Origin of the sequence: Treponema sp. OMZ 803 (assembly GCF_024181165.1) — a bacterium.
In the GTDB taxonomy this organism is placed as follows: Bacteria; Spirochaetota; Spirochaetia; order Treponematales; family Treponemataceae; genus Treponema.
This window is the reverse complement of the sequence record NZ_CP051195.1, coordinates 53339-77856: the sequence shown is the minus strand read 5'-3', so window position 1 is coordinate 77856 and position 24518 is coordinate 53339. Positions and strand designations below refer to the sequence as shown.

25 protein-coding genes are annotated in these 24518 nt (G+C 47.4%); 3 read left to right on the top strand and 22 right to left on the bottom strand.

The genetic code is table 11. The features are described from left to right. Positions 1-10 precede the first annotated feature (10 nt). The 7 genes from ABH09_RS00330 to iolG all read right to left on the bottom strand — a co-directional run bounded on the left by ABH09_RS00330 (position 11) and on the right by iolG (position 7595). Positions 11-1540, bottom strand: coding sequence for a sugar ABC transporter ATP-binding protein (locus tag ABH09_RS00330; protein ID WP_315450008.1), 1530 nt, complete (start codon positions 1538-1540; stop codon positions 11-13). 44 nt (positions 1541-1584) lie between these two features. Beyond that, a complete protein-coding gene (locus tag ABH09_RS00325) occupies positions 1585-2553 on the bottom strand; it encodes a substrate-binding domain-containing protein (RefSeq protein ID WP_253714762.1) in 969 nt (322 codons plus the stop codon). Between the two features lie 544 nt (positions 2554-3097). After that, positions 3098-3889 (bottom strand): DeoR/GlpR family DNA-binding transcription regulator, encoded by a 792-nt coding sequence (locus ABH09_RS00320; protein WP_253714761.1) that lies wholly within the window; start codon positions 3887-3889, stop codon positions 3098-3100. Positions 3890-3901: 12 nt separating this feature from the next. Further along, positions 3902-4705 carry a 5-deoxy-glucuronate isomerase gene (locus tag ABH09_RS00315; RefSeq protein WP_253714760.1) on the bottom strand — a complete coding sequence of 268 codons (804 nt, stop codon included), beginning with the start codon at positions 4703-4705 and terminating at the stop codon, positions 3902-3904. Between the two features lie 5 nt (positions 4706-4710). Beyond that, positions 4711-5727, bottom strand: coding sequence for a 5-dehydro-2-deoxygluconokinase (gene iolC / locus ABH09_RS00310; RefSeq protein ID WP_253714759.1), 1017 nt, complete (start codon positions 5725-5727; stop codon positions 4711-4713). Then, positions 5727-6569, bottom strand: coding sequence for a ketose-bisphosphate aldolase (locus tag ABH09_RS00305; protein ID WP_253714758.1), 843 nt, complete (start codon positions 6567-6569; stop codon positions 5727-5729). The genes iolC and ABH09_RS00305 overlap by 1 nt, the downstream gene beginning before the upstream one ends. 15 nt (positions 6570-6584) lie before the next feature. Further along, positions 6585-7595 (bottom strand): inositol 2-dehydrogenase, encoded by a 1011-nt coding sequence (iolG, locus tag ABH09_RS00300; protein ID WP_253714757.1) that lies wholly within the window; start codon positions 7593-7595, stop codon positions 6585-6587. Between the two features lie 316 nt (positions 7596-7911). On the opposite strand from iolG, the gene iolD reads away from it, so the two are divergent. After that, positions 7912-9846 carry a 3D-(3,5/4)-trihydroxycyclohexane-1,2-dione acylhydrolase (decyclizing) gene (gene iolD / locus ABH09_RS00295; protein WP_253714756.1) on the top strand — a complete coding sequence of 645 codons (1935 nt, stop codon included), beginning with the start codon at positions 7912-7914 and terminating at the stop codon, positions 9844-9846. A 19-nt stretch (positions 9847-9865) separates the two neighbouring features. Further along, entirely contained in the window at positions 9866-10762 is an 897-nt protein-coding gene (gene iolE, locus ABH09_RS00290; RefSeq protein WP_253714755.1) for a myo-inosose-2 dehydratase, read from the top strand. A 97-nt stretch (positions 10763-10859) separates the two neighbouring features. Here iolE and ABH09_RS00285 read toward each other — a convergent pair whose 3' ends face one another. The 15 genes from ABH09_RS00285 to ABH09_RS00215 all read right to left on the bottom strand — a co-directional run bounded on the left by ABH09_RS00285 (position 10860) and on the right by ABH09_RS00215 (position 21855). Further along, the gene (locus tag ABH09_RS00285) at positions 10860-12365 is read right to left on the bottom strand and encodes a CoA-acylating methylmalonate-semialdehyde dehydrogenase (protein WP_253714754.1); all 1506 of its coding nucleotides are present in this window, start codon (positions 12363-12365) and stop codon (positions 10860-10862) included. Between the two features lie 217 nt (positions 12366-12582). Continuing rightward, positions 12583-13650 (bottom strand): selenide, water dikinase SelD, encoded by a 1068-nt coding sequence (gene selD / locus ABH09_RS00280; RefSeq protein WP_253714753.1) that lies wholly within the window; start codon positions 13648-13650, stop codon positions 12583-12585. A gap of 9 nt (positions 13651-13659) precedes the next feature. After that, complete coding sequence (locus ABH09_RS00275; protein WP_253714752.1) at positions 13660-13929, bottom strand: putative Se/S carrier protein; 270 nt, start codon at positions 13927-13929, stop codon at positions 13660-13662. Continuing rightward, positions 13926-14135, bottom strand: a complete 210-nt coding sequence (locus tag ABH09_RS00270) for a sulfurtransferase TusA family protein (protein ID WP_162661966.1) — start codon at positions 14133-14135, stop codon at positions 13926-13928. The genes ABH09_RS00275 and ABH09_RS00270 overlap by 4 nt, the downstream gene beginning before the upstream one ends. A gap of 113 nt (positions 14136-14248) precedes the next feature. Continuing rightward, positions 14249-15298 carry a YedE family putative selenium transporter gene (gene yedE, locus ABH09_RS00265; protein ID WP_253714751.1) on the bottom strand — a complete coding sequence of 350 codons (1050 nt, stop codon included), beginning with the start codon at positions 15296-15298 and terminating at the stop codon, positions 14249-14251. Positions 15299-15458: 160 nt separating this feature from the next. After that, positions 15459-15689 carry a hypothetical protein gene (locus ABH09_RS00260; protein ID WP_162661964.1) on the bottom strand — a complete coding sequence of 77 codons (231 nt, stop codon included), beginning with the start codon at positions 15687-15689 and terminating at the stop codon, positions 15459-15461. A gap of 80 nt (positions 15690-15769) precedes the next feature. Continuing rightward, positions 15770-17389 carry an SH3 domain-containing protein gene (locus tag ABH09_RS00255; RefSeq protein ID WP_253714750.1) on the bottom strand — a complete coding sequence of 540 codons (1620 nt, stop codon included), beginning with the start codon at positions 17387-17389 and terminating at the stop codon, positions 15770-15772. Further along, positions 17341-17937, bottom strand: a complete 597-nt coding sequence (locus ABH09_RS00250) for a tetratricopeptide repeat protein (RefSeq protein ID WP_253714749.1) — start codon at positions 17935-17937, stop codon at positions 17341-17343. Before ABH09_RS00250 ends, ABH09_RS00255 begins: the two co-directional genes overlap by 49 nt. 70 nt (positions 17938-18007) lie before the next feature. Beyond that, complete coding sequence (locus ABH09_RS00245; protein ID WP_253714748.1) at positions 18008-18970, bottom strand: vWA domain-containing protein; 963 nt, start codon at positions 18968-18970, stop codon at positions 18008-18010. Continuing rightward, the gene (locus ABH09_RS00240; protein WP_253714747.1) at positions 18970-19968 is read right to left on the bottom strand and encodes a VWA domain-containing protein; all 999 of its coding nucleotides are present in this window, start codon (positions 19966-19968) and stop codon (positions 18970-18972) included. Before ABH09_RS00240 ends, ABH09_RS00245 begins: the two co-directional genes overlap by 1 nt. A 32-nt stretch (positions 19969-20000) precedes the next feature. After that, on the bottom strand, positions 20001-20255 hold the full coding sequence (locus ABH09_RS00235) for a type II toxin-antitoxin system RelE family toxin (protein ID WP_253714746.1): 255 nt from the start codon (positions 20253-20255) through the stop codon (positions 20001-20003). 5 nt (positions 20256-20260) lie between these two features. Further along, positions 20261-20491: a hypothetical protein gene (locus ABH09_RS00230; RefSeq protein ID WP_253714745.1), complete on the bottom strand. Its 231-nt coding sequence runs from the start codon at positions 20489-20491 to the stop codon at positions 20261-20263. 63 nt (positions 20492-20554) lie between these two features. Beyond that, positions 20555-21229, bottom strand: a complete 675-nt coding sequence (locus tag ABH09_RS00225; RefSeq protein WP_253714744.1) for a SanA/YdcF family protein — start codon at positions 21227-21229, stop codon at positions 20555-20557. Between the two features lie 72 nt (positions 21230-21301). Further along, positions 21302-21586: a hypothetical protein gene (locus tag ABH09_RS00220; RefSeq protein ID WP_253714743.1), complete on the bottom strand. Its 285-nt coding sequence runs from the start codon at positions 21584-21586 to the stop codon at positions 21302-21304. Then, a complete protein-coding gene (locus tag ABH09_RS00215) occupies positions 21583-21855 on the bottom strand; it encodes a hypothetical protein (RefSeq protein ID WP_162661958.1) in 273 nt (90 codons plus the stop codon). Before ABH09_RS00215 ends, ABH09_RS00220 begins: the two co-directional genes overlap by 4 nt. Positions 21856-22039: 184 nt before the next feature. Between ABH09_RS00215 and ABH09_RS00210 the strand changes: the two genes are divergently transcribed. Next, the gene (locus tag ABH09_RS00210; RefSeq protein WP_253715793.1) at positions 22040-24445 is read left to right on the top strand and encodes a helix-hairpin-helix domain-containing protein; all 2406 of its coding nucleotides are present in this window, start codon (positions 22040-22042) and stop codon (positions 24443-24445) included. Positions 24446-24518 lie beyond the last annotated feature (73 nt).

The following is a 24518-nucleotide window of genomic DNA, read 5'->3' as shown; positions in this document are numbered from 1 at the left end:
GTATATTTTTTTAAACCGCTAAGTCCGCTTTGTTTGAAGCATAGGCCATAATAGTATCCTGCGTAAGGTTTTTATTTTCGAGGATACCGGTAACATGTCCTTCCGCAACGACGACAATCCTATCGCTCATACCGAGTATTTCAGGCATTTCGGAAGAAACCATAATGATGGCTTTTCCCTGTCCTGCAAGCATGCTGATAAAACGGTGAATTTCAGCCTTTGCACCGACATCGATTCCTCGCGTCGGTTCGTCAAGAAACAGAATATCCGGCTCGGTTAAAAGCCACCGCGCAATGAGAACCTTTTGTTGATTTCCCCCCGATAAAAATTGAATTTGCTGCCCGACACTAGGCGTCTTAATTTCTATCGACCGCACATATTCACTACAATCTTTTAAAATATTCTTTTTATGTAAAAGGCCAAAACGGTTGATATAGCGATTGATGTTGGATATTACGATATTGTCGCTCACCGGCAATACGGGAAAGATGCCTGAAAGCCGCCGATCTTCGGTAAGAAGCGCTATCTTATGTTTAATTGCATCACGGGGATTTTTAATCTGGACCGGTTTACCGTTTATTTTGACCGTTCCCGCTACAGCGCGGCGGATACCGAAAATAGTTTCGATAATTTCGGTTCTTCCGGCGCCTACCAAACCGGCAAGTCCCAGTATTTCTCCTTTCCGTAACGAAAAAGAAACATCAGTAAAATACCGTCCATCGCTTAAACCTTCTACCGAAAGGATATCCTCTCCGATAGGACAGGGAATTTTAGGAAACATCGTATCAACAGGACGCCCGACCATTTCGGTTATCATCTGTTCCATCGATAAATCTTTCGCGGCATGAGAGGCGATAAAATGGCCGTCGCGGAAGATGCTGACAGTATCTGCAATTTGCGCAATTTCATCCAGCTTATGCGTAATGTAGATAATGCTTTTATTTTCGCTTTTAAGCTTTCTTATAACGGAAAAAAGCTGATCTCGCTCCCTATCCGTTAAGGCGGAAGTTGGTTCGTCCATAATGATGAGCTTTGCGTCATAGGAAACCGCTTTTGCAATTTCTACCATCTGCATCTTTGCTACTGTTAAAGATCCAACCTTCGTCTTAGGATCTTCTTGCAGGTGTACCTGTTCCAGTACAGCTTTAGTCATTTCATACATTTTTTTATGATTAACTAAACCGGTTCGATAAAGAGGCTCCCTTCCAAGCCAAATATTTTCCATAATCGGCCGTTCGGCTACGGGGGAAAGTTCCTGATGGATCATGGATATCCCCCACGAAAGCGCTTCTGCAGTCGTGTAATACTGCGGGAGCTGTCTGCCGTCAAAGATAATCTCGCCGGAACTCACCGGTTGAATACCGATAAGACATTTCATCAATGTCGATTTTCCGGCACCATTTTCTCCCATTAAGGCATGGACTTCCCCGCGTTTTACATCAAGATGTACGGAATCCAACGCACGCACACCGGGAAAAAGCTTCGAAATATTCTTCATCTGCAAAATGTAATTGCCGTCACTCATCCGTACATCCTCCATAGATGATCCGCCTCGTAAAAATAAACAGACCTTTTAAAGGCGCCTTATTTCAATAGCGGAGAGTCCTTATCAACCAATTGAAACGGTACCCACGTTATTTTTTCGGGGTTGCCACCCTTTATCTTTGTGGTGATAACCTTTGCAGCGCCACCACCTTGTCCGTTCGCATCCTGAAATACCGTTGCCGCCATCAACCCTTCGCGTACGGCATTCCGTCCGTCAAGCGTTGCATCTACACCGAGAACAAAAACATCTTTTCTATTCCCAGCTTCCAGCGCCTTAATAGCGCCCAGCGCCATTTCGTCATTATTCGCCAATATCGCATTCAATTTATGGCCGTACGTCGTAATCCAGTTTTCGGTAACGGTAACCGCTTGGTCGCGTTGCCAGTTCGCCGTTTGTTCGGCAAGCACGGTGATTTCGGGATATTTTGAAGCGAGCACTTCTTTATTTCCCTCAGTCCGCTTTAATGCGCCTTCATTTCCGAGGATACCAACCAAAATTGCAACACCACCCTTCCCTTGCAGCAGCTCCCCGACCCGCTCGCCTTGAAGCCGCCCTGCGACAATCTCCTGCGATCCGACATAGTACACGCCATCAGGCATACTATCCTCTTTACCGGCAAAAGGATTGCGGTTAACATAACAGAGTGGAATGCCGGCATTTCGTGCCGCATTGGTGATGGCATCCATCGAACTGGTATCTACCGGTACGACAATCAATCCCTTAACGCCTTTTGCAATAAAACTGTTTACCTGATCCTGCTGCTTGATAGTGTCCTCGGTTGCGTCGTTAACCTCAATCTGCCCTCCCGCTTCGGTAATAGCTGTTTTTGCAGCTTCCAGAATGTAAGTCTGGAAAGTATCATTGAGATTATTGATACAATAACCTACCGTAAAGCCGTCGGTCTTTGTTTCGGATGCCTGAGGCGCAACAGCCTCTTTCTTTGTACACCCCAACAACATTGCAGCCACTGCTGTAACATACAACATTCGCTTTACAAAAGTTTTCATCTTTTCCTCCTAATGTCTCCGCCGATTTGCTAAAGTCCACGTACATTCCGCCGGTTCTTTTGTATATAAACCGGTATTTTTAGATACGTATATGTTAATAGTAGCATTGAAAAATACTGACGTCAAGAAAAATATTTATAAAATACTCAAAATATACCCATTTTATTGTTAAATATAACAAACTATTGATAAAATATTCCCTTGCAGGAGGAAGAGTAAGGACTTTGATGTTTTGTTTAACTATTGCATTTTAAGGAAGGTATAACTTCTCGGCAACCAAATAGGGTTGCCGAAGTTAACCGTCGAGTTTGCTCACGCAAACATTGCAGATTGTATGTACGCTATCGCGTACTAATTGAACACCTTCCAAAGTTGACACTTTGTTCAGTTGTTCAATTTTAAGGAAGGTTTATTTTCAGCCGCTGAAATAGCGCGGCTGAAAAACACGTCAAGTTTACACAAAGCAAAGTTGCGGATTATATGTGCGCTACCGCGCACGAATTCAACAGTCTCCAAAATTGATATTTTGTTCGGCTGTTGAATTTTAAGGAACGATTCTAGATGCCGGTGTTCCGATACAATCCGCGAGCACAATTTCAACATCATTTTTTTGAAGAGAAATGAGTAAATCGTCTGTCGGCTGTTTATCGGTTATTAGCGCATCAAAATTACTGAAAGAGCTATAGGTTACCATCGATGTTTGATTAAATTTACTGCTGTCTAACAAAAGATATACTTCCTGTGATCGGGCGATAGCAAGTTTCTTTACTACGGATTCTGCCGGAACCGTATTGCTGACTTCCGCATGGGTGCTGATACCAGTTGCCGCCATGAAAGCCTTAGAAATATTATAACTTTTCAAGACCTCAAGCGTATGCGGGCCGGTAAACGAAAGCGTGCTCCTGTCCAGTTCACCGGAGAGGCTAAAAACTTGCAAACCGGTATACGGCACTGCCTGAATGAGAAATTCAAGATTATTGGTAAGTACCGTCACCTGTTTGTTTTGCAGCCCTTCTATCATGTGGCAGGTCGTAGTGCCTGAATCGATAAAGATAATATCTCCATCTTTCACATAATCGCAGGCAGTGCGCGCAATCCGTTTTTTTAGATCAAGATTTTGAACCGTGCGATCGCCAAAGGAAGGAAGCGTTATCCCCTCTTTTGCAACACGTACCCCGCCGTATGTTTTTTCAATTTTCTTCCCCTTAACGATCTCATCAATATCCCGCCGGATAGTGTTTTTTGATACTTTAAAGGCATCACAAAGTTGATCAAGGGTTACCGCTTGATAATGATAAACAAAATTTTCAATTTTCTCCAGTCGCTGTGTTCTCATATTATGAATAATTTAATACCCAATACTACCGAATTGGTCAACTATCCAGTGATGTTCGGGCGCATCGCAGCGGCTTGTCCACGGGTTTCCATCAAGATGCCGAATCATCCAAACATAGGCCATACGGTAGGCAGGAGCCGCAACCTGCGGATGGGTTAATCCGCCCGGGATAGCTGCAAAGCTTTCATGTTTGATTTTAAACACCTCATCCCCGATAAAACAGGCACCAAATCCTTGCGGCTTATCAAATCGATAGTAGTATACTTCGGGCTGTTCATGGGTATGCGGAATAAAGCTTGACCACAGCCCCGCATGGTTAAAGATTTCTCCGATAACCATGTTGGAATACGGAGCCGTGCTGTAATCAAAGATGGTGGTAACCTCCCGCACCGCCGTATTGCCGGGGATATTGGTACCGAAGGTGTTGATTTTTATCGTATCAGGGGTATAGAACACAGGGGTAAAGCTGCGGAAATTTTCCGTTTGCTGTACCAGTACAAGCGAGGGCTGCTCCGCCGTAACGGTTACCGCAGTATTTTTGGGAATATGCAGGCAATAACCGGCATTGTCCCAAGTAGTAGGACGCACGGCGATTTCGGTTTTGTCCTCCCAAGCAAAATGCACGGTACCCTCAAGGAGCAGCACCGCAGTCTCTTGCGCCGAGTCCCGTAAAGAAAGCGTTTGCCCCGCCATAAGCCGGTGAACAGAAATATTCATCAGCATATTTGCATAAAGGCCGTTTGTTTCCGTAAGTATCTGTACCCCGTGTTCGTTAAACGTAGGGTAGCCGAATAGCGATTTTCTATCGTACTTCATAGTCATTACCCCTCCCGCGCAACCATCTCGCCGTATTGTGCTTTACACTCTTTGATAAACTGTCTCACCTTTTCTTCAGACGGCATATCGGCGGAACAGCCGTGACTTGCCACCAAAAGCGAAGCCGAAGCGCTGCCGAATTCAAGACATTCAATCATATCCCAGCCGTTAAAGATACCGAATAAAAATGCCGAAGCATAACCGTCACCGCCGCCGAACGATTTAAGCGCCTTTACCGGAAAGGGTTTAATCGAAAAGTCTTTTCCGTCCTGCGTATACGCCGTCGAGCCTTTTTTCCCGTGCTTAATAACAACGATTTTTGCTTTTTGCGAATGCCAATAGGCTGCCGTCTCTGCATCATTTTTACCCGGCCCTATCAGCCGTTCAGTTAAATCATACTCTTCACGGGAACCGAGTATGACAGTACTTTCGTGCGCAACGATCGAATAATACAGTGCGGTTTCATCCTCGCTTTTCCAGTTATAGGGACGGTAGTCAATGTCGAAAATAATCGGTGTATTGGTTTTCTTTGCAAACGTAACCGCTTTCAACATCGCTTCACGGGAAGGGCTTTGCGCCAATGCGGTACCGGAAATAAGCACTGCCTTTGCCGATTGAATATAGTCTTCGTGAATATGCTCCGTAGAAAGCGATAAGTCTGCCACTTGATTGCGGTACATCAGAATACTACTTTCGTGTTCATTGAGGATTTCCGTAAAGGTAAGCCCGAGTTTTTCTCCGTGCGTTGTCCGCATCATTCGGGAGATATCAACCCCTTCTTTTTGAAACGTGTCGGTAATAAAGATACCGAACTGGTCATCGGAAACGGCTCCTACAAAGCCGACCTTTTTCCCGAGGCGAGCAAGCCCGACTGCAATATTTGCAGGAGAGCCGCCGAGATATTTTTTGAATGAAACGCAATCCTGCAGCGGATGGAAATAATCAATAGGGTTTAAATCGACGGTTGCCCGTCCAAACAACACGAGATCCAGCGGTCGAGACCGGTCAAAATCAATATACATCAGCCTTTCTCCTCATTATTAAAAACCGCGATGTGGCGAAGAACATTTTCGTATACGCCTTGCACGGCGGCTTCATGTATGTCGAAAAACATTGGCGTATCATGTTGAGCGCAATAAGCGCGTATACTGTCCGCAGCAGCATCAAAATTTGCCGTTGCAATGTTAACCTTCCGTATACCACAGTTTATACACCGCCTGAAATCTTCATCGCTGATGCCGGTACCGCCATGCAAAACCAGCGGCGCCGGTGTCAGTGCACGTATTGTTTTCAGCACCTCAAAATCAAGCTGCGGCGTTCCTCGATAATGGCCGTGCGCATTCCCGATAGCAACGGCAAGTGCATTAGCCGGAGCGCGGCTTAAAAATACCCTTACGGTTTCGGGATCGGTAGTAACGGCCTTTTTTTCGGCGCCGCCTTCGCTGCCGCCGATTGTTCCCAACTCCGCTTCGACGCCTGCGCCGTATTTTTTTGCTGCGGCAAGCGTCTCATTCGTTATTGCAATATTTTGTTCCAGCGGAAGCGCGGAACCGTCAATCATGACGGAAGTAAAGCCGTAGTCGAGTGCGTTTTTGATGACATCAAGGGTTTGTCCATGGTCAAGATGCACTGCTACGGGTACCTTTGCGGCACGGGCGGCGCTCACCATCATCGGTGCGATTAGATGGAACGGGGAATAGATCAGCCGCGCCTGCGCAATTTGAAGAATAATAGGGGTATTTGCCGTTTCCGCCGCCTTTATCGCACCGATAATCATTTCCATATTGGCAACGTTAAAGGCACCTACCGCCTTATTATGTTGTTCAGCCTCCCGCAATAAATCAGTCATCAGCGCTAATGCCATGCCGGTTTCCGCCTCTTACTTTATTTCCGATAAAAGTACCGGACGGTGTTCTTTTAAGGAACGCAACGCTGCGGCGGCGATCAATACCGGCTGCAATCCGTCGTTAATGTCAACCGGTACGGGGCTGTCCTGCTCAATTGCCTGTACGAACATACGCACCTCTTTTGTAAAGGAAGCCATATACCGTTCAAGGAAAAAGTAGAGCGGCTTTTCAGCATGGATACCGGTCTCGCTGCTCAGGATGAGCGATGAGTTCGTGTCGTTGGAAACGCTTGCTTGGCCTTTCGAACCGAACACCTCCGCACGTTGATCATATCCGTATACCGCCTTGCGGGAATTGTCGATAACGGCTAAGGCGCCATTCGCCATTTTAAGCGAAATAATGGCCGTATCTATATCGCCCGCTTCCCCGATAAGCGGATCTACCAGCACAGCGCCGTTTGCAAACACCTCGACAACATCGCTTGCGGTTAAATAGCGTACCATATCGAAATCATGGATAGTCATGTCGAGGAACATGCCTCCTGAAACGGCTGCGTATTCGGGCGGCGGCGGTGCAGGGTCGCGAGATGTAATGCGTACAATATGCACATTGCCGACATCTCCATTTGCGACGGCGGCGCGTACCGCTTCAAAATTATGATCAAACCGGCGGTTAAAGCCTACTTGATATTTAAGTTTTGTTCCTTTTAATTTTTCCATTACCTGACGGATTTTTGCAATGTCTTGAGACACGGGTTTTTCGCAAAACACATGCTTACCGGCTGCGATTGCCTCAAGCGAGATGTCTGCATGAGTGTTCGTTGATGAGCAGATTAAGACCGCATCAATTTCGGGGTCATTTAATATCTTTTTATAATCTTTTGTGCAATCGGACACACCGAGCACGCGGAGCGAGGCTTCGGTCTCCTCATTCATAAAGGGATCGGCAATCGTTTTAAGCCGCACCGATGTAATGTGATTCATAATACTTTGTGCATGAACCTTTCCGATTCTTCCTGCACCGATAATGCCGAGAGAAATCATTTTCTTCAGCCTCCTTACTATTCTGACACAAGTATACTATAGGTTTTGGGTAAATTCAAGCAATAAATTGATAAATAATGATATATTAAATATAATTTTAATATTATATATATGTTATATATTGGTTATATCTATTATTTTTAATGAGTATATAATGAGCATTTCTTAAAAAATTCTTGACGGCGTGCTCGTTCAATGCTACTATTTAAACTATAGATGTGGATTTAACCGACGTTCTTTAAGAGGCTATATATAAAGGAATATCTTTAAAAAAACGGTTATTTTTAGAAGTTTCCATATGATGGAGGAATCGGCGATGGTACGAAAGACAGTTGGACAGGCGATAACGGCATTTCTTGACCGCCAATATGTGATGCGGGACGGTAAGAAGATAAAGTTTGTAGAAGGGATATTTACAATATTCGGGCATGGAAATGTCTGCGGTCTCGGTGAGGCCTTAGCGACCGACCCAGGTAATTTACGGGTGTATCAGGGAAGAAACGAACAGGGGATGTGTCATGCGGCGATCGGTTTTGCCAAACAGCACAACCGGCAAAAAATCATCGCGTGCACATCGTCTATCGGTCCGGGTGCCGCAAATATGGTAACCGCTTGCGCGCTTGCAACGGCAAATCATATTCCCCTCTTGGTCTTTACCGGCGATACCTTTGCAACACGGCAAAGCGACCCCGTACTGCAGCAAATAGAGCAGCCGTACAGTGCGGCTGTTACTACGAGCGATGCCTTTAGACCAGTATGCCGATACTGGGATCGCGTACAGCGCCCCGAACAGCTGATGACAGCGCTTATCAATGCACTGCGGGTGTTGACCGACCCCGAACTGACCGGTGGGGTGTGTATTTCCTTGCCGCAGGATGTACAAGGTGAGGTCTGGGATTTCCCCGAAAGTTTTTTAGCGGATCGGATACACACAATTGAACGCCGCCGTCCAGATGAAACGCTGCTTAAGCAGGCGGTAGCCTGCATCGCTGGCGCTCAAAAACCGCTAGTGATTTGCGGCGGCGGCGTACGGTATTCGGAAGCAGGGGCTGAGCTTTTATCGTTTTGTAAGACCTTTGATATTCCATTTGCAGAAACGCAGGCGGGGAAAGGCTGCATCGCAGGCAGTGAACCGCTGAACCTCGGCGGCGTCGGGGTAACCGGAAACAGCGCCGCCAATACGATTGCAAAAGAGGCGGATTTGATTATCGGGGTAGGGACGCGCTTTACCGACTTTACCACTGCTTCAAAATGGCTGTTCCGGCATCCCGGCGTCCGGTTCCTTTCGATAAATGTTAGCGGCTTTGATGCGGGAAAGCTGGATGCGCTGCCGCTTGTGGGTGATGTGAAAGTCTGCCTTGCGGAACTGCTTCCGGCGCTTAAAAACGCGCAGTATCATACCGGATATTCGGGAGAAATCGAGGCTGCGCAAGCCGGTTGGCATACGGAGATGGAGCGGCTTTCAGAATATGCCTATCTTAAAAACGGAACGGGATTTCAGCCGCTTATTGAAAAGCGCAATCCTCATTCGATTGATGATTTTATCCGCGCAACCGGCGGCGTTATTACGCAAACGGCTGCCCTTGCGCTTATCCGCAAGACAATCGAAGCCGATGCGGTTGTAACCGGCGCCTCGGGCAGTTTACCGGGGGATTTACAGCGGATGTGGACAACGGATTCACCCGGCGGCTATCATCTTGAATACGGGTATTCCTGTATGGGCTACGAGATTGCCTCCGCCGTCGGGGTAAAACTTGCGGAGCCTGCGCGCCCTGTGTATAGCATGGTCGGGGACGGCGCTTTTTTAATGCTGCATTCCGAGTTGATAACGGCGCGGCAGGAGGGGATTAAGATTACCGTATTGCTGTTTGATAATTGCGGCTTCGGCTGTATTAATAACCTACAAATGGGGCAGGGAATTGCCAGTCTTGCAACGGAATTCCGGTTTAGAAATGCTGAAACGGGAGCGCAGGACGGTGAAATGGTTCCGATCGATTATGCGATGGTGGCGCGGGGCTACGGACTTAAAGCTTATACGGCACGAACACTTGATGAACTGGCTTACGCGTTGAAAGACGCAATGGCTGTCCCTGAATCCGTACTGATCGATATTAAGGTGTTGCCTAAGACCATGACCGACGGATACGGCGCTTGGTGGCATGTCGGTATTGCAGGTAATTCGGCATCGGAATCGGTACAGGAAGCATACAAGCAAAAAGAAATACATCTTGCCCAAGCAAGAAAATACTAGCTATAGAGGAGAAAGGATTATGTTTGATGCAAAGAAAATTCGGCTCGGCATTGCACCGATCGCATGGACAAATGATGATATGCCCGACTTAGGCAAGGAAAATTCATTTGAGCAGTGCATCAGCGAGGCTGCCCTGGCAGGGTATGCAGGTACGGAAATCGGGAATAAGTATCCGCGTGATCCGGCTGTCTTAAAAAGATACCTTGAAATACGCAACCTTGCAGTTGCAAGCGCGTGGTTCAGCGCTTTTTTGACAACGAAGCCTTTTGAAGAAACGGCAGAGGCGTTCAAAAAGCACCGCGACTTTTTACATGCGATGGGAGCAAAGGTTATTGTCGTGTCGGAACAGGGACACAGTATTCAGGGACAGCAGGATACGCCTATATTTGAAAAAAAGCACTGTATGAATAACGCCGAATGGAAGCAGCTTTGCGAAGGGTTAAACAAACTGGGGGCTCTTGCACAGGAAAAGGGTATGAAGGTTGTCTACCACCATCACATGGGGACGGTTGTACAGACAACGGCGGAAATCGATAGGATGATGGCCGAAACCGATCCGTCGTTAGTATATCTGCTGTATGATACCGGACATCTGGTGTATTCGGGCGAGGATCACATTGCAATTTTGAAAAAGTACGTCGATCGTATTAAGCATGTGCATCTTAAAGATATCCGTCCGGCGATTGTTAAAAAAGTAAAAGATGAGCATTTAAGCTTTTTGCAAGGGGTCAGGCTTGGTGCATTTACCGTCCCGGGCGACGGTTCGATTGATTTCGACGCAGCTTTTGCAATCCTTGCGGAACATAAATATGAAGGATGGTTCCTTGTTGAAGCCGAGCAAGATCCCGCGCTTGCCAATCCGTTTGAATATGCGGTAAAGGCACGTCGCTTTATCCGCGAACATGCAGGAATATAAAAAAGAAATATAAGAAAAATCGCAATGCGTAATCATCAGTCTCCTCCTGACTGATGATTACGCATTGCAATCATTATCATAATCAGTATGCCTTATCTTAAATAGTACCGTCCCATGTGCTCACTTCGCTTGAATGAATTTCATGTTCATCAAACCAATGGGCGGTAACGACTTTTGTTTCCGTAAAAAAGCGATAACCGTCTTTACCGAGCGTATGTAAATCGCCGATAAAGGATTCTTTATGCCCCGAGAAGGGGAACATTCCGATAGGTACCGGTATACCGACATTTATTCCAACCATTCCCCCATCGGTATGACGCACAAATTCCCGTGCATAATATCCGTTCTGGGTATAGATAACCGAACCATTTGCAAACGGATTTCGATTCATAATTGAGAGTCCTTCTTCAAAGGTCTTTACCCGCTTAATACATAACACAGGGCCGAAAATTTCTTGCGTACCGACTGTCATATCCTCTGTAACATTGTCGAGGATAGTCGGACCGAGATAAAAGCCCCTTTCCGCACCGGTAACGGTATAGTTTCTGCCGTCTAAAACAAGCGTCGCCCCTTCTGCGATGCCTTTTTCTATCCATTTAATAATAGAAGCTTTATGTTCAGCATTAACAACAGGCCCAAGCTTTGTGGCTTTATCATAGGCTTTCCCGACAGTGAGCCGCTGGGCTGCCTCTTTTAGCTTTGCAACAAGAGCATCGGCGATATTCTCTTGTACAACAACGACCGGCAGCGCCATACAGCGCTCACCGGCACACCCGTATGCCGCATTGATAATCCCCGCAGCAGTTCGTTCAATCGGTGCATCCTCCAATACCAATGCATGATTCTTTGCTTCACAGAGCGCCTGAACTCGTTTACCGGTCGCCGCCGCAGTCGAATAGATATGCTTGCCGACCGATGTTGAACCGACAAAAGTTATCGCTTTAATATCCTTATGGGTTAATAAAATCTCTGCTTCGGTACGGGAGCAGGTTACAATGTTAATAACTCCATCAGGTAACCCCGCTTCTTTATACAGTTCTGCGATACGCAATGCCGACTGCGGTGTAAAAGTTGCGGCTTTGAGTACAATGGTATTCCCGCAGGCAATACAAATGGGGGTCATCCATCCCATCGGTATCATCGCAGGGAAATTGAATGGGACAATACCGGCACATACACCGATCGGTTCCCGATACAGCACCGTATCGTAACCACTTGAAGCATCCATCAAACTTTCGCCCATAATAAGCGAAGGGGCAGAAATCGCTTGTTCGGTACCTTCCTTTGCTTTCAACACATCGCCTTGTGCTTCTGCCCATGCCTTTCCATTTTCCAGCGCTACCAAATGAGTAAGTTCATCCATGTGCTCAATCAGTAAATCTCTGACCCTATACAATATTTGCGTCCGTTTTTGTACCGGAGTTGCAGACCATGCCGGAAAAGCTTTTTTTGCGGCGGACACCGCAGTATTTACTTCTTCCGCTGTGCAGCAAGGGACTTTTGCAATTACCTCTCCGGTACTTGGATCATACGCATCTGAAAATTTCTGTGTTTTTGAAACAACCTGCTTTCCATCGATAAAAAGCGGCAATGTTTTAACCATCAGTTCCTCCTTATAAGAACAACATTCCCCATCACATCAGGACTGCTGATCAAATCGTTATATTATAAGTATTTTATGAGTAACTTATGGCTATATTATAGAACCTCTATGGTTATATGTCAATTAAAATATTCATATAGGTGGTATAGCATACCGGGACATAAACAATGACCATGATGATGCAAAGGTTATTTCGTAATTGCAGGGCTTATCATTATCAGGGACTTACTCGGACAACCTTATCGGTACGTTCTACAACCGTGCCGATAATTGCCGGTTTTCTGCAGACGGTATTTTCAAGGACGGTGCAGAGTTCTGTGTATAACAGCTGTGCGTCTTTTTGCGCTGCCGCAATAACAAGCCCGCCTGACGTCTGCGGGTCAAACAGGATGTCTTGATAGGCGCGCGGCACTCCATCCAGCGCAGCATTATCGCCGACAAAGCTCCTGTTGGAATACGCTCCGGCGGGAACAAAGCCCATTTCGGCATATTCAACGGCAGCGTCAAAAATCGGCAGCGATTTACAGGCAAGCTCAATACTGAGTCCGCTTCCCTTTCCCATTTCATACAAGTGCCCCAACAGTCCGAAGCCGGTGATATCCGTACAGGCGTGAACCTCATATTTGGTCATCACAGTGCAGGCGGCGGCATTTAAAAAGGCCATAACGTCATACACGCTTTTAAGCTCATCCGCGCCGAGCATATCAGCTTTCGCAGCCGTCGTCAAAATGCCGGAGCCGATTGGCTTGGTTAAAATCAGTACATCACCTGTTTTGCACGCTGAATTTCGCAGTATTTTATCTGGATGCACAAAACCCGTTACCGCTAAACCGTATTTCGGAATGCTGTCGTAAATGGTGTGCCCTCCGCAGATAATTGCTCCCGCCTCAAACGCTTTGTCGGCGCCGCCTCGCAGTATCTCTTTGATAATGGGTTCGGGCATTTTTTCCGAAATACAAAAAAGATTGAGTGCCAGTTTCGGAACGCCGCCCATTGCGTAAATATCGCTGAGCGCATTAGCGGCTGCAATTTGCCCGAACATATACGGATCATCCGTAATGGCCGGAAAGAAATCGGCGGTAAAAATTAACGCCGTCTCGTCATTGATCTTATAAACAGCCGCATCATCCGATGTATCAAAGCCGACCAAAAGCCGGGGATCGGAGCAAATAGGAAAGCTTTTTAATAATCCGTCCAGTGCACCCGCACTTAATTTTGCTCCTCATCCCGAATAGGACGAAGATTTAATTAAACTGAAATTTTTATCCGGGATTGCACAGCTCATGTTTGCCTCTTACTTGTCCGCTGCGGTGTATGTTCCGGCGGAGTCAAAGCTGAACACTTCATCGCGTTCAATGTTTGCAAAGTTCTCTACGCCGAACACAGCGCCGTCTTTTATCATAACTTTAACCGCCGTACCGCAGGTGGAGCTGAGTTCGCGCGGCACGGGAATAAGCTTGACGGTAATCACGCCGTTTTGCACAGCCTCGCTTTTTTCGAGACTGCGCATACAAACGAGCGCTTCGTAATGAGTGTGAAACGTTATTACGTAGCCGTCAATCATTTTGAAACGGTGATTTTCCAGTCGCTGCCGTCGGCTGAGACGGAGGTCTTTGCCTTCATCTTATCGCAAAAGCGGATAACGTTTTCTTTTGAGGTTTCATTATCGACAAGCACCGTAAAATTCTGATGCGCATCGAATGCTTTTTTTGTCCGTACCACCGGTTCGGGGCAGGAAAGCCCCCGTGCATCTACCGTATAATCTGCCATTTCTCTATCTCCTTCGAGCGCCTCTAAAAATTGAGTTATTTAGAAGCTCCCTTTTGTATATTAAAAAAACGACATCCCTAATGAGGTCGATAATTAGAGATGCCGCAAAAACATTATTTATTTTTTGCTGCGTAGTATATGCTGACGCAGGCTGTTACGACTAATCCGATAACAACGGCGATCATGCCGGCACTGGTCGGCCCTTTACCGGAAGAAGCAAGCCCAAAGTTGTGAGCGAAAGCGGCACCTGCAATCAAACCGGTTACGGTTACAGCCGAGTCGGTGTTACCCTCGCCGGTTAAAATGAGCTGGCGTAAGGGGCAACCGCCGAGCAGAACACTTGCCCAGCCAACCAGCACCATACCGAGCGCGTTCCACAAACCGTCGGTGTGGGCAACTGCCTGCCCCGCAAGCCCGAGCTTAAACTGTCCGGTTACAAGTGTTCCGATCAGCACGGCAACTAAAATAGCAATGCTGCCCGTTAAAAGGTGGAAGTCTTTGAGCATAATCGCATCGCGGATACCGCCTGCAGTACAGAGCCGGCTGCGCTGTGCCAATGCGCCGCCGACAAGACCGATACCGAGTGCAAGTGCAATCGGCGCATGCATTGAACCGGGTCCTTTTTCGCTAAAGGCGAGAACGGCGGGGAATGCAACCAATAAAATGAAGAATACGATCATCACGATGGGGGCAAGCATACCTTCCTGTCCGGATTGGGGATACGCGCGGCTCAATGAGAAGTTTTTGTTGAGGAATACCACTCCGATAGCAATACCGATGATGAACCCTACAAGCCCAAATACCGCATTCAAGTCGCCTGCGCCCAAACGTAAAAACATACGAAGCGGGCATCCCAAGAACATCAACGCGCCGATCATTACGAAAAAGCCTAACACAAAGCGAGTAAAAGGCGCTGAACCGCCGCGCGGCTTAAACTCTTTTTTTATGAGCGCGATTGCAAACGCACCGACGATAAGTCCGATAACTTCGGGGCGCATATATTGTACCACAGCTGCATTGTGCAGTTTTAAGGTACCTGCAATGTCGCGTAAGAAACAGGCAATACAGAAGCCCATATTTCCCGGGTTTCCGAATTTAACCAATACGACAGCCGCAATACCGATGAATGCGCCTGTCAACGCTACCATGAAATGCTTTTTCATACCATTCCTCCGGTTTTAATATTTTAAATAAAACCACAAAAAAAATTATATATAGTATGATACAAGGTGTTCATGGAGCTGTCAAGATTTCTTTTGAAAACATACGGTGCTCTGCGTTGCCGCATCGTTAAAACTATATGTTTTGTCTAGCTTTTTCCCGCTATCTTACGACATGTCGCCCTGATGGGGATGCCGGACAGCTTATTCCGGCTGAGGTAACAATTCTATCACCGAGAATGCTTACTTGACGACCGCAGTGGATACAGTGGACGCCGTCATACACGGCAACATGCTTTTTCGTCGGGTTCTTAGTACAAACAATATCGCCGGTCGCTGATACTAAATTATGCCCGACCGGTTTTACATCTTGCTCACAAAATCTACATTTCATAAAAAACTCCTGTAAAAAGCAATAGTTCATTCTTTCTATCATTTTTTATGAGAGAAATCAAGACAATGTGTTGCCTCGCGTTAATTGTACTGCACAATCGATTGCGGGGAAACCCAGCCGGTAACTCCGTCGGCGGTTTTAATGTAGTACCATTGCGGTGCTTTGCGTATGATAATGACGCTTTCGCCTGCCGACAGTTGATATACGCTGCTGCTGCTCGTTTCCGGTATCCGCCGCACCGCTGGATCGACATTACCGCCGGTATATACCCCTTGCGGCCGCAGTATGAGCCGAAACAGTACGGCGGTGAGGCTTCCGCTGCACAATGCGATGATGATACAAAGCAGCATAAACCGCTTTTTATTGCGGAAACCGCACACCGCTGCACCGATCAGCAGTAAGCCGGAGATTATCGCCGTTAGAATGCCGAGCAGGCGCGGATACAGCGGCAGCGGATGCGCAATCTCTAACTCAGCTTCCAACTTTCTGCGTTCACGACGGATTGCGGGAGAAAAAAGCACCGCGGCTTCCTGCTTACGGTATTCGGCTATCTGCTTTGCCGCGGCGCTTTTTTCTTGCTCGGTCATAGTGCTACCGCCGTACTGCGTTTCAGGCGGGAGCGCCTGAAATGCAGCGGCGGTGAAGCCGTCCGCGCCACCTGCACCGGCGGCGGCCTCGGTAATTGCCTGCCGGTCAATGCGGTAGGTAGCAGGAGCGCTGAATGCTTTTCCACCCGCTGCAAAAAATATCTGCGCTTGAGGAAGGCTTTGAACACCTATCCGCAAGGGTATCAAACTAAAGGCGGCAAGAACATAATACTCATCGTCGGTCTCGAAACTGCCGGTATTAGACAGGGCAGTATTTGACAAAGCCGCCGAGTTTATTAAAACAGCCGCATCGAACGGCAATTCGGCAAGAGAGAGCGGTTTCAGCGCGGCGCTTTCGGATGGAGCGCATTCGATACGGACTATTTCAGCCGGTAACGGCAGCCCACTGTGAATATCCCGAACAGCAGCGCTGTTACGATTCTCTTGGGAGCCGGACGATTTGAGGCGGGCAGCTTCGATTTGAGCGGAGGCGGTCTGTAAAGCGTGCCGGTAACGCTCGGTATGTCCTGCCGAATAAAAGGCTGCGGTTAAACACAGGATGTATTCGGTGCCTTGTTCAAGGGCTGTGCCGTCCGCAATCGGCAGACCGCTTGCGGAATACAGCGTCCACACAAACGGCGTATGTTCCGAGAGCCGCGACCGGTGTACGGTTATATCCAGCGATGTAAGCTCGACCGTTTGCCGTTTCCATTGCAGCTCCGGTTCGAACCGGAAGCTACCGGTTTTGTTAAACCGATACCGATAGCGCAGGTGTAGGCCGTCTCGTTCGGGAATCGCACTGCTTTGTATCAGCTCTGCCGTATCTGCGCTCTGCTCAAGGATAAATCGCGGCGTATCGCCATTATTCTTCTGCAAATACGGAGCCTCTCGTTTGATGAGAACTTCAATTTCAAATTCGCGATCAATTGATAATTCGGTACCGTCTATTTTGAGCTCAATAAAATGCTCGGCATAATCGTTTTGCTGCCCATAGAGGATTGCGGCGGCACAAAAGAAAAAAAAGATTGTTGCCGTCTTCGCGACTAGCCTGCATACTAAAAGTCCTAATAATCGTTTATCGCCGGTTCCGATTCGCGCTGTGTTTTTTTCCATTCGGTTTGCTCTCTTTTGCGAATAATATCTAAGATAATCGAATCCGTCAGATCGGCTTCGGGATCTTCGGACGTCTGTTGCGGAGCTTGATGCTGCATCTCCCGCTGTGTGTCGCTCAACTTTTTACTCAATTCATAATTAATCTTTGCTGCCATGTCACTTCCGGACAGCTCCAAGGATTTTCGGAACAATGTCGCCGCTTCCGCATAATCCTTTGAGTGAAACGCAATAATACCTTGTTGATAAAACCGGTGCGCCCGTAAAATCTCAGGTGCCGTTTCGGAAATATTTTGTAATTTTCCGGACGCAGCCTCATCCTCTCCCTGCATCAGATATGAAGAGGCAAGGGCAAAATCCGTGTACGGTTTTATGGTCTCATCGGGTAATTCCGCCGCTAAACTTTCAGCCTCATAAAAATACAACACGGCATCATTCCAATCGCTCCGCATCCATGCGAGTGTTCCTTTTACGTGTGCAAGTTTGGTTTGCTGTTCTGCGCTGCATCCCGATAGGACAAACATCGTCATCAGTAAAAAAATAAAACTCATCGACAAAAATGATAATCTACATAACGATGATAATAATGTTGAAAATGATGATATGGCGGCAGCCGGACGTCTACATTTTTTTAGCACGGATACCTCCCGCACAAAGACCGATACAAAAAAAGAGGAGCGCCATCGCCGTACACTCGAATGTCCGCCGTACCGGTTTTTGCACATATCGTATTTTCTCGCTTTCGGCATCGCCTTCCGTCAGCGATTGCAGCACCTTCTGTGCCGAACCGAGATCGGCAGCGGAAATATAAAAACTTCCGTTCAATGCTTGCTCCGCATAGCGTTTAAGAATAGATTCCTCCAACGCACTTTTTTGCACGACCGATTCGTGTTTTTCATTCAGGATTGAGAGCGTGCCGCCAGTTTCCGTTCCAAAGCCGATGATAATCAGTTGAACACTTTCTTGCCGATACCGCGGAAGAATACGCGGCACCGAACCGATTGTTTCACCGCCGTCGGTACACAGCACAACCGTTTTTCCGGTCAATCGATTTTCGGGGAATGCCTCCAATGCGACACGCAGTCCGTGTTCAAGATTGCTTCCCGCCGAGGTTGCATTGAACGGCGACAGTGTTTCCGCTGCGGTCAGTACACTCTGATGATTAAAACTCAACGGTACGGCAAGCGTACCCAGCCCCTTTATCGTAACGAGTCCGCAGGCCGTTTCCGGTAAGCGTTCTATCAAAAAGGAAACATAACGCTTTGCAAATTCGAGCCGGTTCGGTGCGATGTCAGCGACAGTCATACTACGCGAAATATCGACGGCAAAGATGACCGCATTTCCGTGTTTGACTACGGTGGTTTGTTTTGTGCCCCAGAGCGGTACGGCTGCGGCGATACTGAGGAACAGCCAGCCGATGCTCCAAAGCGCCGTTCGGATTCGCAGTGTCCGTATAATGGCGCGAATCTCTCCCGCTGCCGCGTAGCTTTCTTTTAATTTTTTTATGCGGTACAACGTAACGGCACAGGCAGGCAGAATACCGATGATGCACAACAGGAAAAACGGTTTTTCAAATTCAATCATTATGACACCGCCTGCATTCCGATTCTGCGGAGCAGCCATGCTCCTGCCGCGCAGCTCATTGCAATCAATAAAAACAGCCCGTCAAGGTACGCGTATTTACGCATCGTCATTGAAGAAGGCGTCGCCGGTATCTTTTGAATAAATCGATTAAAAATATCCGTTAATAATTCGGGTGACTGTGCCGAAAAATAGCGGCCGTTACCGTAACCGGCGATTTTTTGTAACTCCGCTTCATTAAACACAGTGTTGAGCGTACCGGAAATTTCTTTTTTTTGAATGGGATCAATATACTTAACCGGCGCATATCCCGACTTTCCCAACCCGATAATGTAAAACCCGATTTTTTTATGCTTGATGATATCCGCAGCAGCGCGGGGATGCACCTCGCCGGTGTTGTTATCTCCGTCGGTAAAGAGAATGATATGTGAGGGGATCGCGGAATACTGCGTCAGATGCAGCACGGCAGAGGCAAGCCCCATACCGATTGCCGTTCCGTCACCGAATTCACCGACTTGCAGTTGATCCAACCGAGTCAGAAACGTGTGCCGATCGATTGTCGGCGGAATGAGTACGGCGGCGGAACTTCCCAGCGCGGTAAGCCCTAACGAGTCGCCTTCATATTTTTCCGCAAAGGACTTGATAATCTGCTTCGCCGCCTCAAGCCGTGTCTGTGTTCCCATGTCCTGTGCCGCCATCGAGGGGCTGGTGTCGATGACAAACATCAGCGCCTGTCCCGAACCGGCATACATCGCTTCGGAAGTTTGCCGTACCGGTTCCGCAATCGCAGCGACGGCGAACACAAAGGCTGCCGCAAGGGTGTACTGGGAGATACGGTGCGCCAGATACACCCGCAGATTTTTTTCGGGAACAAATCCGTTCCAATTTCCAAGCGGCAGTGATATTGATACCGCTTGCAATCTCCCCGTCCGCCGGAGCAGTACAAAAGTCGGCAGTAACAGCAAGAGGAAAAAAGAAAGCGGTCGTTGAAAATTCAGCACACGGGTATCCTTATCACGGTTTTAATTGCTCATCAATACACCGTTGACCGGTGCTCAATTTCGATGACGGTGATAATTAGCTTATCATCACGGATACGGCACAAAATGCGGTAATCGCCAACGCGGTACCGCCACAACCCTGATAGATTTGAAGTAAGTCCCTTCCCGCGGGCGCGCGGATTATCAAGTATGGCAATTTCGCTCATATATTTTTTGATTCGCCTTTGTATGGGTTTATCAAGCCGTGCAAACTGTTTACTTGCTGCCGGAGCGTATTCGATTTTCATTTTAGTTATAATCCAAGCGCTTTATATAGAGCTTCGGCAGGTATTGCAGCTTCTCCGCTGTTTTCAAAGTCATTCCACGCTTTTTCGGCACGTTCAGTATCTTCGGCGTCTTCTTGTAATTCGGCAAGATAGCGGCTTAACGCATTTTCCAAGACGATATCTTTGGACATTCCGAGCATTTGCGCTGCCCTTTCCAATTGTTGATACAATTTATTTGGCATAGTCATTGTAGGCATAACGTACCTCCCTCGTTGGTTATTATACCACACCTGCCACAGTTTTATAAGGTAATTCCACGTTTAACCGTCCGTCACGCTCCCCGGTGAAGTTTGTATGGGGATTGGTTCGCCTAAATAGCGGGGACGCACTTTGATAAATACTGCGCCGACTGCTTTTATCCGAGCAAAAAATTCCCGCAGATGGCGGCTGTTTTTTCCGTAGATAAACCGCCGATCGCTTGCAACTCCGTAAGCGTCAAGCCCCAAACAGCGTGCAATATACACAGCTCGATATAAATGATACCGCTGCGTTACGATCACAACCTTTTTTGCACAAAAAATATCCCGCGCTCGATAGCAGCTATCATAAGTGGAAAATCCCGCGTGATCCATAAACACGCAATCTGCTGGAACAGTTCGTGCTACAGCATACTGCTTCATCGCCTTTACTTCATCGTAGGCTTTTGTACCATGGTCGCCGCTCATCAGTAACGCCGGAGAAATACCGGCACGGTACAAATCGATACCGGTTATAATTCTATCTTCTAAGATATGGCTCGGATACCCGTTTTTTAAAACACGGGCGCCCAATACCAAAATACAATCCGCTTCCATAAGGCTCGCATCATCCGCATTTTTGATATACGGCTTTGCAAACCGTACCATATCGTAATTGATCCAAAGAGCAACAAAAACGAGTGCACTGCATATAATAAGTGTCGTTTTTAAAAGTGCTTTACGTTTCGGTATTTTCATGCATCCTCTTCTCATCAGCGGGTAGGGCATCTCTAAAAACTCGGTTGGCTTTAGCGATGATCGGCAGTGACTTTATATCATTTCTCGTAACTTCCCATATAGTCGGCGGAAGTGTACAGCGATAAAAAGACCGATAAGGCAGGCTGTCAATGAGCCAAACATTGCTTTAAGTGAGCTCATTGTTTGAGCAATAAATTGCAAAATCACTAAAAAATACGGCTGTTGTTCGAAGATTGGATATGCGGTATACTCATGAAAATTTGCCACTGCAGACATCCCTATAACAATCACTCCTAACATCACAAGAACAAGAGAAATCCCGAAATACAATCTAAAATATTTTAACAGGAATTTCATGTATTTTTTTCCTTGCACAGTAACTTAGCAAAAACTTGACCTGTACCCCAGAATACCAATCCGAGTGTTACATTCGATACGGTCTTTTCAAGATATGCTAATTGCTGTAACGTTGCATGACCTTGCGTTAAAATATCAATAACTAGATTAAGAGCTGCAGCAAAAACAGAAAGAGCGATAAAAATAACACTGGCGATTTGAATATATTTCGGTATATCAATGTCTTGCAATGTCTGTCTTGGTTTTTCCACGGCCTCATTTTCATTCATGATATTCTCCTAGAGGATGATGTTATTATTGAGTATAAACAGCTTCGAAGAAACGTCAATTAGTAAAAATTTAACGATGAGTAATACGGCAAACCGTTTAGCTCAACCGATGGAAATACCACTTGTTACACGGATACAATTTCTCCCCTTTAAAAAAAAGCCAAAATTCGGTATACTCGCCCGCATGGAATTAACGCAAGAGTTTATTGACGGTCTTGTAGTGAACGAGATCGACATTATGAAAAAGGTTGCGGAAGAGCTGAATATCAGGATGCAGCAGGTTTCCGCAGTTATCACATTGGTCAACGAAGGATGCACAATCCCTTTTATTTCACGGTATCGTAAAGAAATGCACGGCTCACTCGATGAGGTTCAGGTGCGGGATTCCGATAAGCTTTTTAAGTCGTATCTTAATCTGGAAACGCGGCGGTTGGAGATTGTGCGGGGTGTGTTTGCGGCGGGAAAGCTGACTGAGCTGCTCTATGACAACATTATGAAGGCGTCGACTTTGACGGAGCTTGAAGATATTTGGGCGCCCTTTAAAAAGAAGAAAAAGACACGCGGTATGCTTGCTGTTGAACGCGGTTTGCAGGGTCTAGCCGATTTAATGAAGGAATTGGAAGAGGCCGAGCTTGTAAAACGGGCGCAGGACTTTGTTAAAACCGATTGCGAAGACGAAACACTCAATGTGCCGACGGTAGAGGATGCGCTTGCGGGAGCTTCCGATATTATTGCCGAAGAAACAGCACAGGATACTGAAAACCGGAAAGCGGTACATGATTTCTTTATGGCAACCGGTCTTTTTGAAGTGAAGGGTATCGGGGATGAAGAAGCGCAGAAAACCTCTGTGTATCAGATGTACTGGGAGTATTCCGAAGCGCTGAACCAGATTAAACCGCACCGGGTGCTTGCCATCAACCGCGGAGAGCGTGAAGGTGTTTTGGAAGTAAAAATCAATGTTGATGTAGACGAAGCGGTTGCACGGGTACAGAGCCGTTCGGTACAGCACAACAAATACCACAGTGAAGCGATTGCAGACGGCATTGTCCGGCTGCTCAGCCCTGCGGTACTGCGCGAAATCCGCAGCAACTTAGGCGAAGACGCCGACACCCACGGCATTACTATTTTTAGCGAAAACTTAAAACATCTTTTGATGACGCAGCCGATTAAGGGAACCCGCGTACTTGGCGTAGACCCCGGTATTAGAACCGGCACCAAATGCGCGGCCTTAGACGAAACCGGCAAGTATCTCGGCTCTTTTGTTATTTATCAGCATAAGACAGAGGAAGCAAAAGCCGCGCTGCTCAAGGCGGTAAAAGACTATAAGGTACAGCTCATCGCAGTTGGTAACGGGACGGGCTCTCACGAGGTACAGGAAATCGTCTCCGATGTGATTAAAACGCATTGCCCCGAGGTACTGTTTACGGTAGTTGATGAGGACGGAGCCTCTGTGTATTCCGCAGGAGATGTTGCCCGCGAGGAGTTCCCCGACTTGGATCTGACCATCCGCGGCGCTATCTCCATCGGGCGGCGCTTGCAGGATCCCCTTGCGGAACTCGTTAAAATCGATCCCAAGTCTATCGGCGTCGGACTCTATCAGCATGACTTAAACCAGAAAAAACTTTCAGAAGAGCTGGATGCGGTTGTCGGTTCGGTAGTAAACAACGTCGGCGTCAATTTGAACACCGCAAGCGCCTCGCTGCTCAAATACGTGTCCGGTATTACGGGCGGATTGGCGAAAAAAATTGTCAGCCACCGCGAAAAAACCGGCATCTTTACCGACCGGGAGCAGCTTCATAATGTCAGCGGTTTGGGGCCAAAGACCTTTGAACAATGTGCCGGTTTTTTAAAGATACCGGAGAGCGCCAATCCGCTGGATAACTCGTGGGTACACCCCGAAAACTATCCTGCAGCGGAGGTTATCTATCAGATTGTTCGCAAAAACGAACCGGTAACCAAAGAGGTACGAATGGAGTTGCAGGAGAAATATCAGCTCGGCGAGCAAACAGTCAGCGATATTATCGAAGAGCTGAAAAAACCGAACCGCGACCCCCGTGAGGACTGCCCCAAGCCGATTATGCAGCAGGGTGTTCTCCTGTTTGAAGACCTTAAACTCGGCATGACCGTTAAGGGCAAGATCAAAAATGTTGTGGACTTCGGCGCCTTTGTTGACCTCGGTATTAAGGAAACCGCCCTGCTGCACATCTCCGAGATGAGCGACAGTTTTGTTTCCGACCCGCTTGAGGCGGTAAAGGTCGGCGATATTGTGGAATGCCGGATTATTGCACTCGACGAAGCGCGCCGCCGCATCTCACTCAGCAGGAAAAGCGAAAGCGGGGTTCAGGGAAAGCTGACTGCAAAGCAAAAGGCGGAAGTAAAAAAAATTACCGTAAAGACTAAGGACGGAAAAACCGTTGCGGTTAAAACCAGCAGCGGCGCCCCTGCCGTACAGGGTGAAAAACACCTGAGTCACCGCGGAGAGCGGCAGCCGACAGTCCGTTCGGAGCGGCGTGTCGCAGAAGCCCGCCCGCGAAAGGATGACGACGGCACAAAGTACAATCCCTTTGCAGCCTATTTTAATAAGAAGTAAGACAAAAAATCCCGACAAAAGAAAGGCTTTCTTTTATCGGGATTAGTTCATTAGAAAACGCATACCCTTTAGG

Excerpts from the sequence above, each read along its gene's own strand:
- ABH09_RS00330 (WP_315450008.1), bottom strand. The coding sequence starts at position 1,540 with ATGGAGGATGTACGGATGAGTGACGGCAATTACATTTTGCAGATGAAG.
- ABH09_RS00325 (WP_253714762.1), bottom strand. The coding sequence starts at position 2,553 with ATGAAAACTTTTGTAAAGCGAATGTTGTATGTTACAGCAGTGGCTGCA.
- ABH09_RS00320 (WP_253714761.1), bottom strand. The coding sequence starts at position 3,889 with ATGAGAACACAGCGACTGGAGAAAATTGAAAATTTTGTTTATCATTAT.
- ABH09_RS00315 (WP_253714760.1), bottom strand. The coding sequence starts at position 4,705 with ATGAAGTACGATAGAAAATCGCTATTCGGCTACCCTACGTTTAACGAA.
- iolC (WP_253714759.1), bottom strand. The coding sequence starts at position 5,727 with ATGTATATTGATTTTGACCGGTCTCGACCGCTGGATCTCGTGTTGTTT.
- ABH09_RS00305 (WP_253714758.1), bottom strand. The coding sequence starts at position 6,569 with ATGGCATTAGCGCTGATGACTGATTTATTGCGGGAGGCTGAACAACAT.
- iolG (WP_253714757.1), bottom strand. The coding sequence starts at position 7,595 with ATGATTTCTCTCGGCATTATCGGTGCAGGAAGAATCGGAAAGGTTCAT.
- iolD (WP_253714756.1), top strand. The coding sequence starts at position 7,912 with ATGGTACGAAAGACAGTTGGACAGGCGATAACGGCATTTCTTGACCGC.
- iolE (WP_253714755.1), top strand. The coding sequence starts at position 9,866 with ATGTTTGATGCAAAGAAAATTCGGCTCGGCATTGCACCGATCGCATGG.
- ABH09_RS00285 (WP_253714754.1), bottom strand. The coding sequence starts at position 12,365 with ATGGTTAAAACATTGCCGCTTTTTATCGATGGAAAGCAGGTTGTTTCA.
- ABH09_RS00275 (WP_253714752.1), bottom strand. The coding sequence starts at position 13,929 with ATGATTGACGGCTACGTAATAACGTTTCACACTCATTACGAAGCGCTC.
- ABH09_RS00270 (WP_162661966.1), bottom strand. The coding sequence starts at position 14,135 with ATGGCAGATTATACGGTAGATGCACGGGGGCTTTCCTGCCCCGAACCG.
- yedE (WP_253714751.1), bottom strand. The coding sequence starts at position 15,298 with ATGAAAAAGCATTTCATGGTAGCGTTGACAGGCGCATTCATCGGTATT.
- ABH09_RS00260 (WP_162661964.1), bottom strand. The coding sequence starts at position 15,689 with ATGAAATGTAGATTTTGTGAGCAAGATGTAAAACCGGTCGGGCATAAT.
- ABH09_RS00255 (WP_253714750.1), bottom strand. The coding sequence starts at position 17,389 with ATGGAAAAAAACACAGCGCGAATCGGAACCGGCGATAAACGATTATTA.
- ABH09_RS00250 (WP_253714749.1), bottom strand. The coding sequence starts at position 17,937 with ATGAGTTTTATTTTTTTACTGATGACGATGTTTGTCCTATCGGGATGC.
- ABH09_RS00245 (WP_253714748.1), bottom strand. The coding sequence starts at position 18,970 with ATGATTGAATTTGAAAAACCGTTTTTCCTGTTGTGCATCATCGGTATT.
- ABH09_RS00235 (WP_253714746.1), bottom strand. The coding sequence starts at position 20,255 with ATGAAAATCGAATACGCTCCGGCAGCAAGTAAACAGTTTGCACGGCTT.
- ABH09_RS00230 (WP_253714745.1), bottom strand. The coding sequence starts at position 20,491 with ATGCCTACAATGACTATGCCAAATAAATTGTATCAACAATTGGAAAGG.
- ABH09_RS00225 (WP_253714744.1), bottom strand. The coding sequence starts at position 21,229 with ATGAAAATACCGAAACGTAAAGCACTTTTAAAAACGACACTTATTATA.
- ABH09_RS00220 (WP_253714743.1), bottom strand. The coding sequence starts at position 21,586 with ATGAAATTCCTGTTAAAATATTTTAGATTGTATTTCGGGATTTCTCTT.
- ABH09_RS00215 (WP_162661958.1), bottom strand. The coding sequence starts at position 21,855 with ATGAATGAAAATGAGGCCGTGGAAAAACCAAGACAGACATTGCAAGAC.
- ABH09_RS00210 (WP_253715793.1), top strand. The coding sequence starts at position 22,040 with ATGGAATTAACGCAAGAGTTTATTGACGGTCTTGTAGTGAACGAGATC.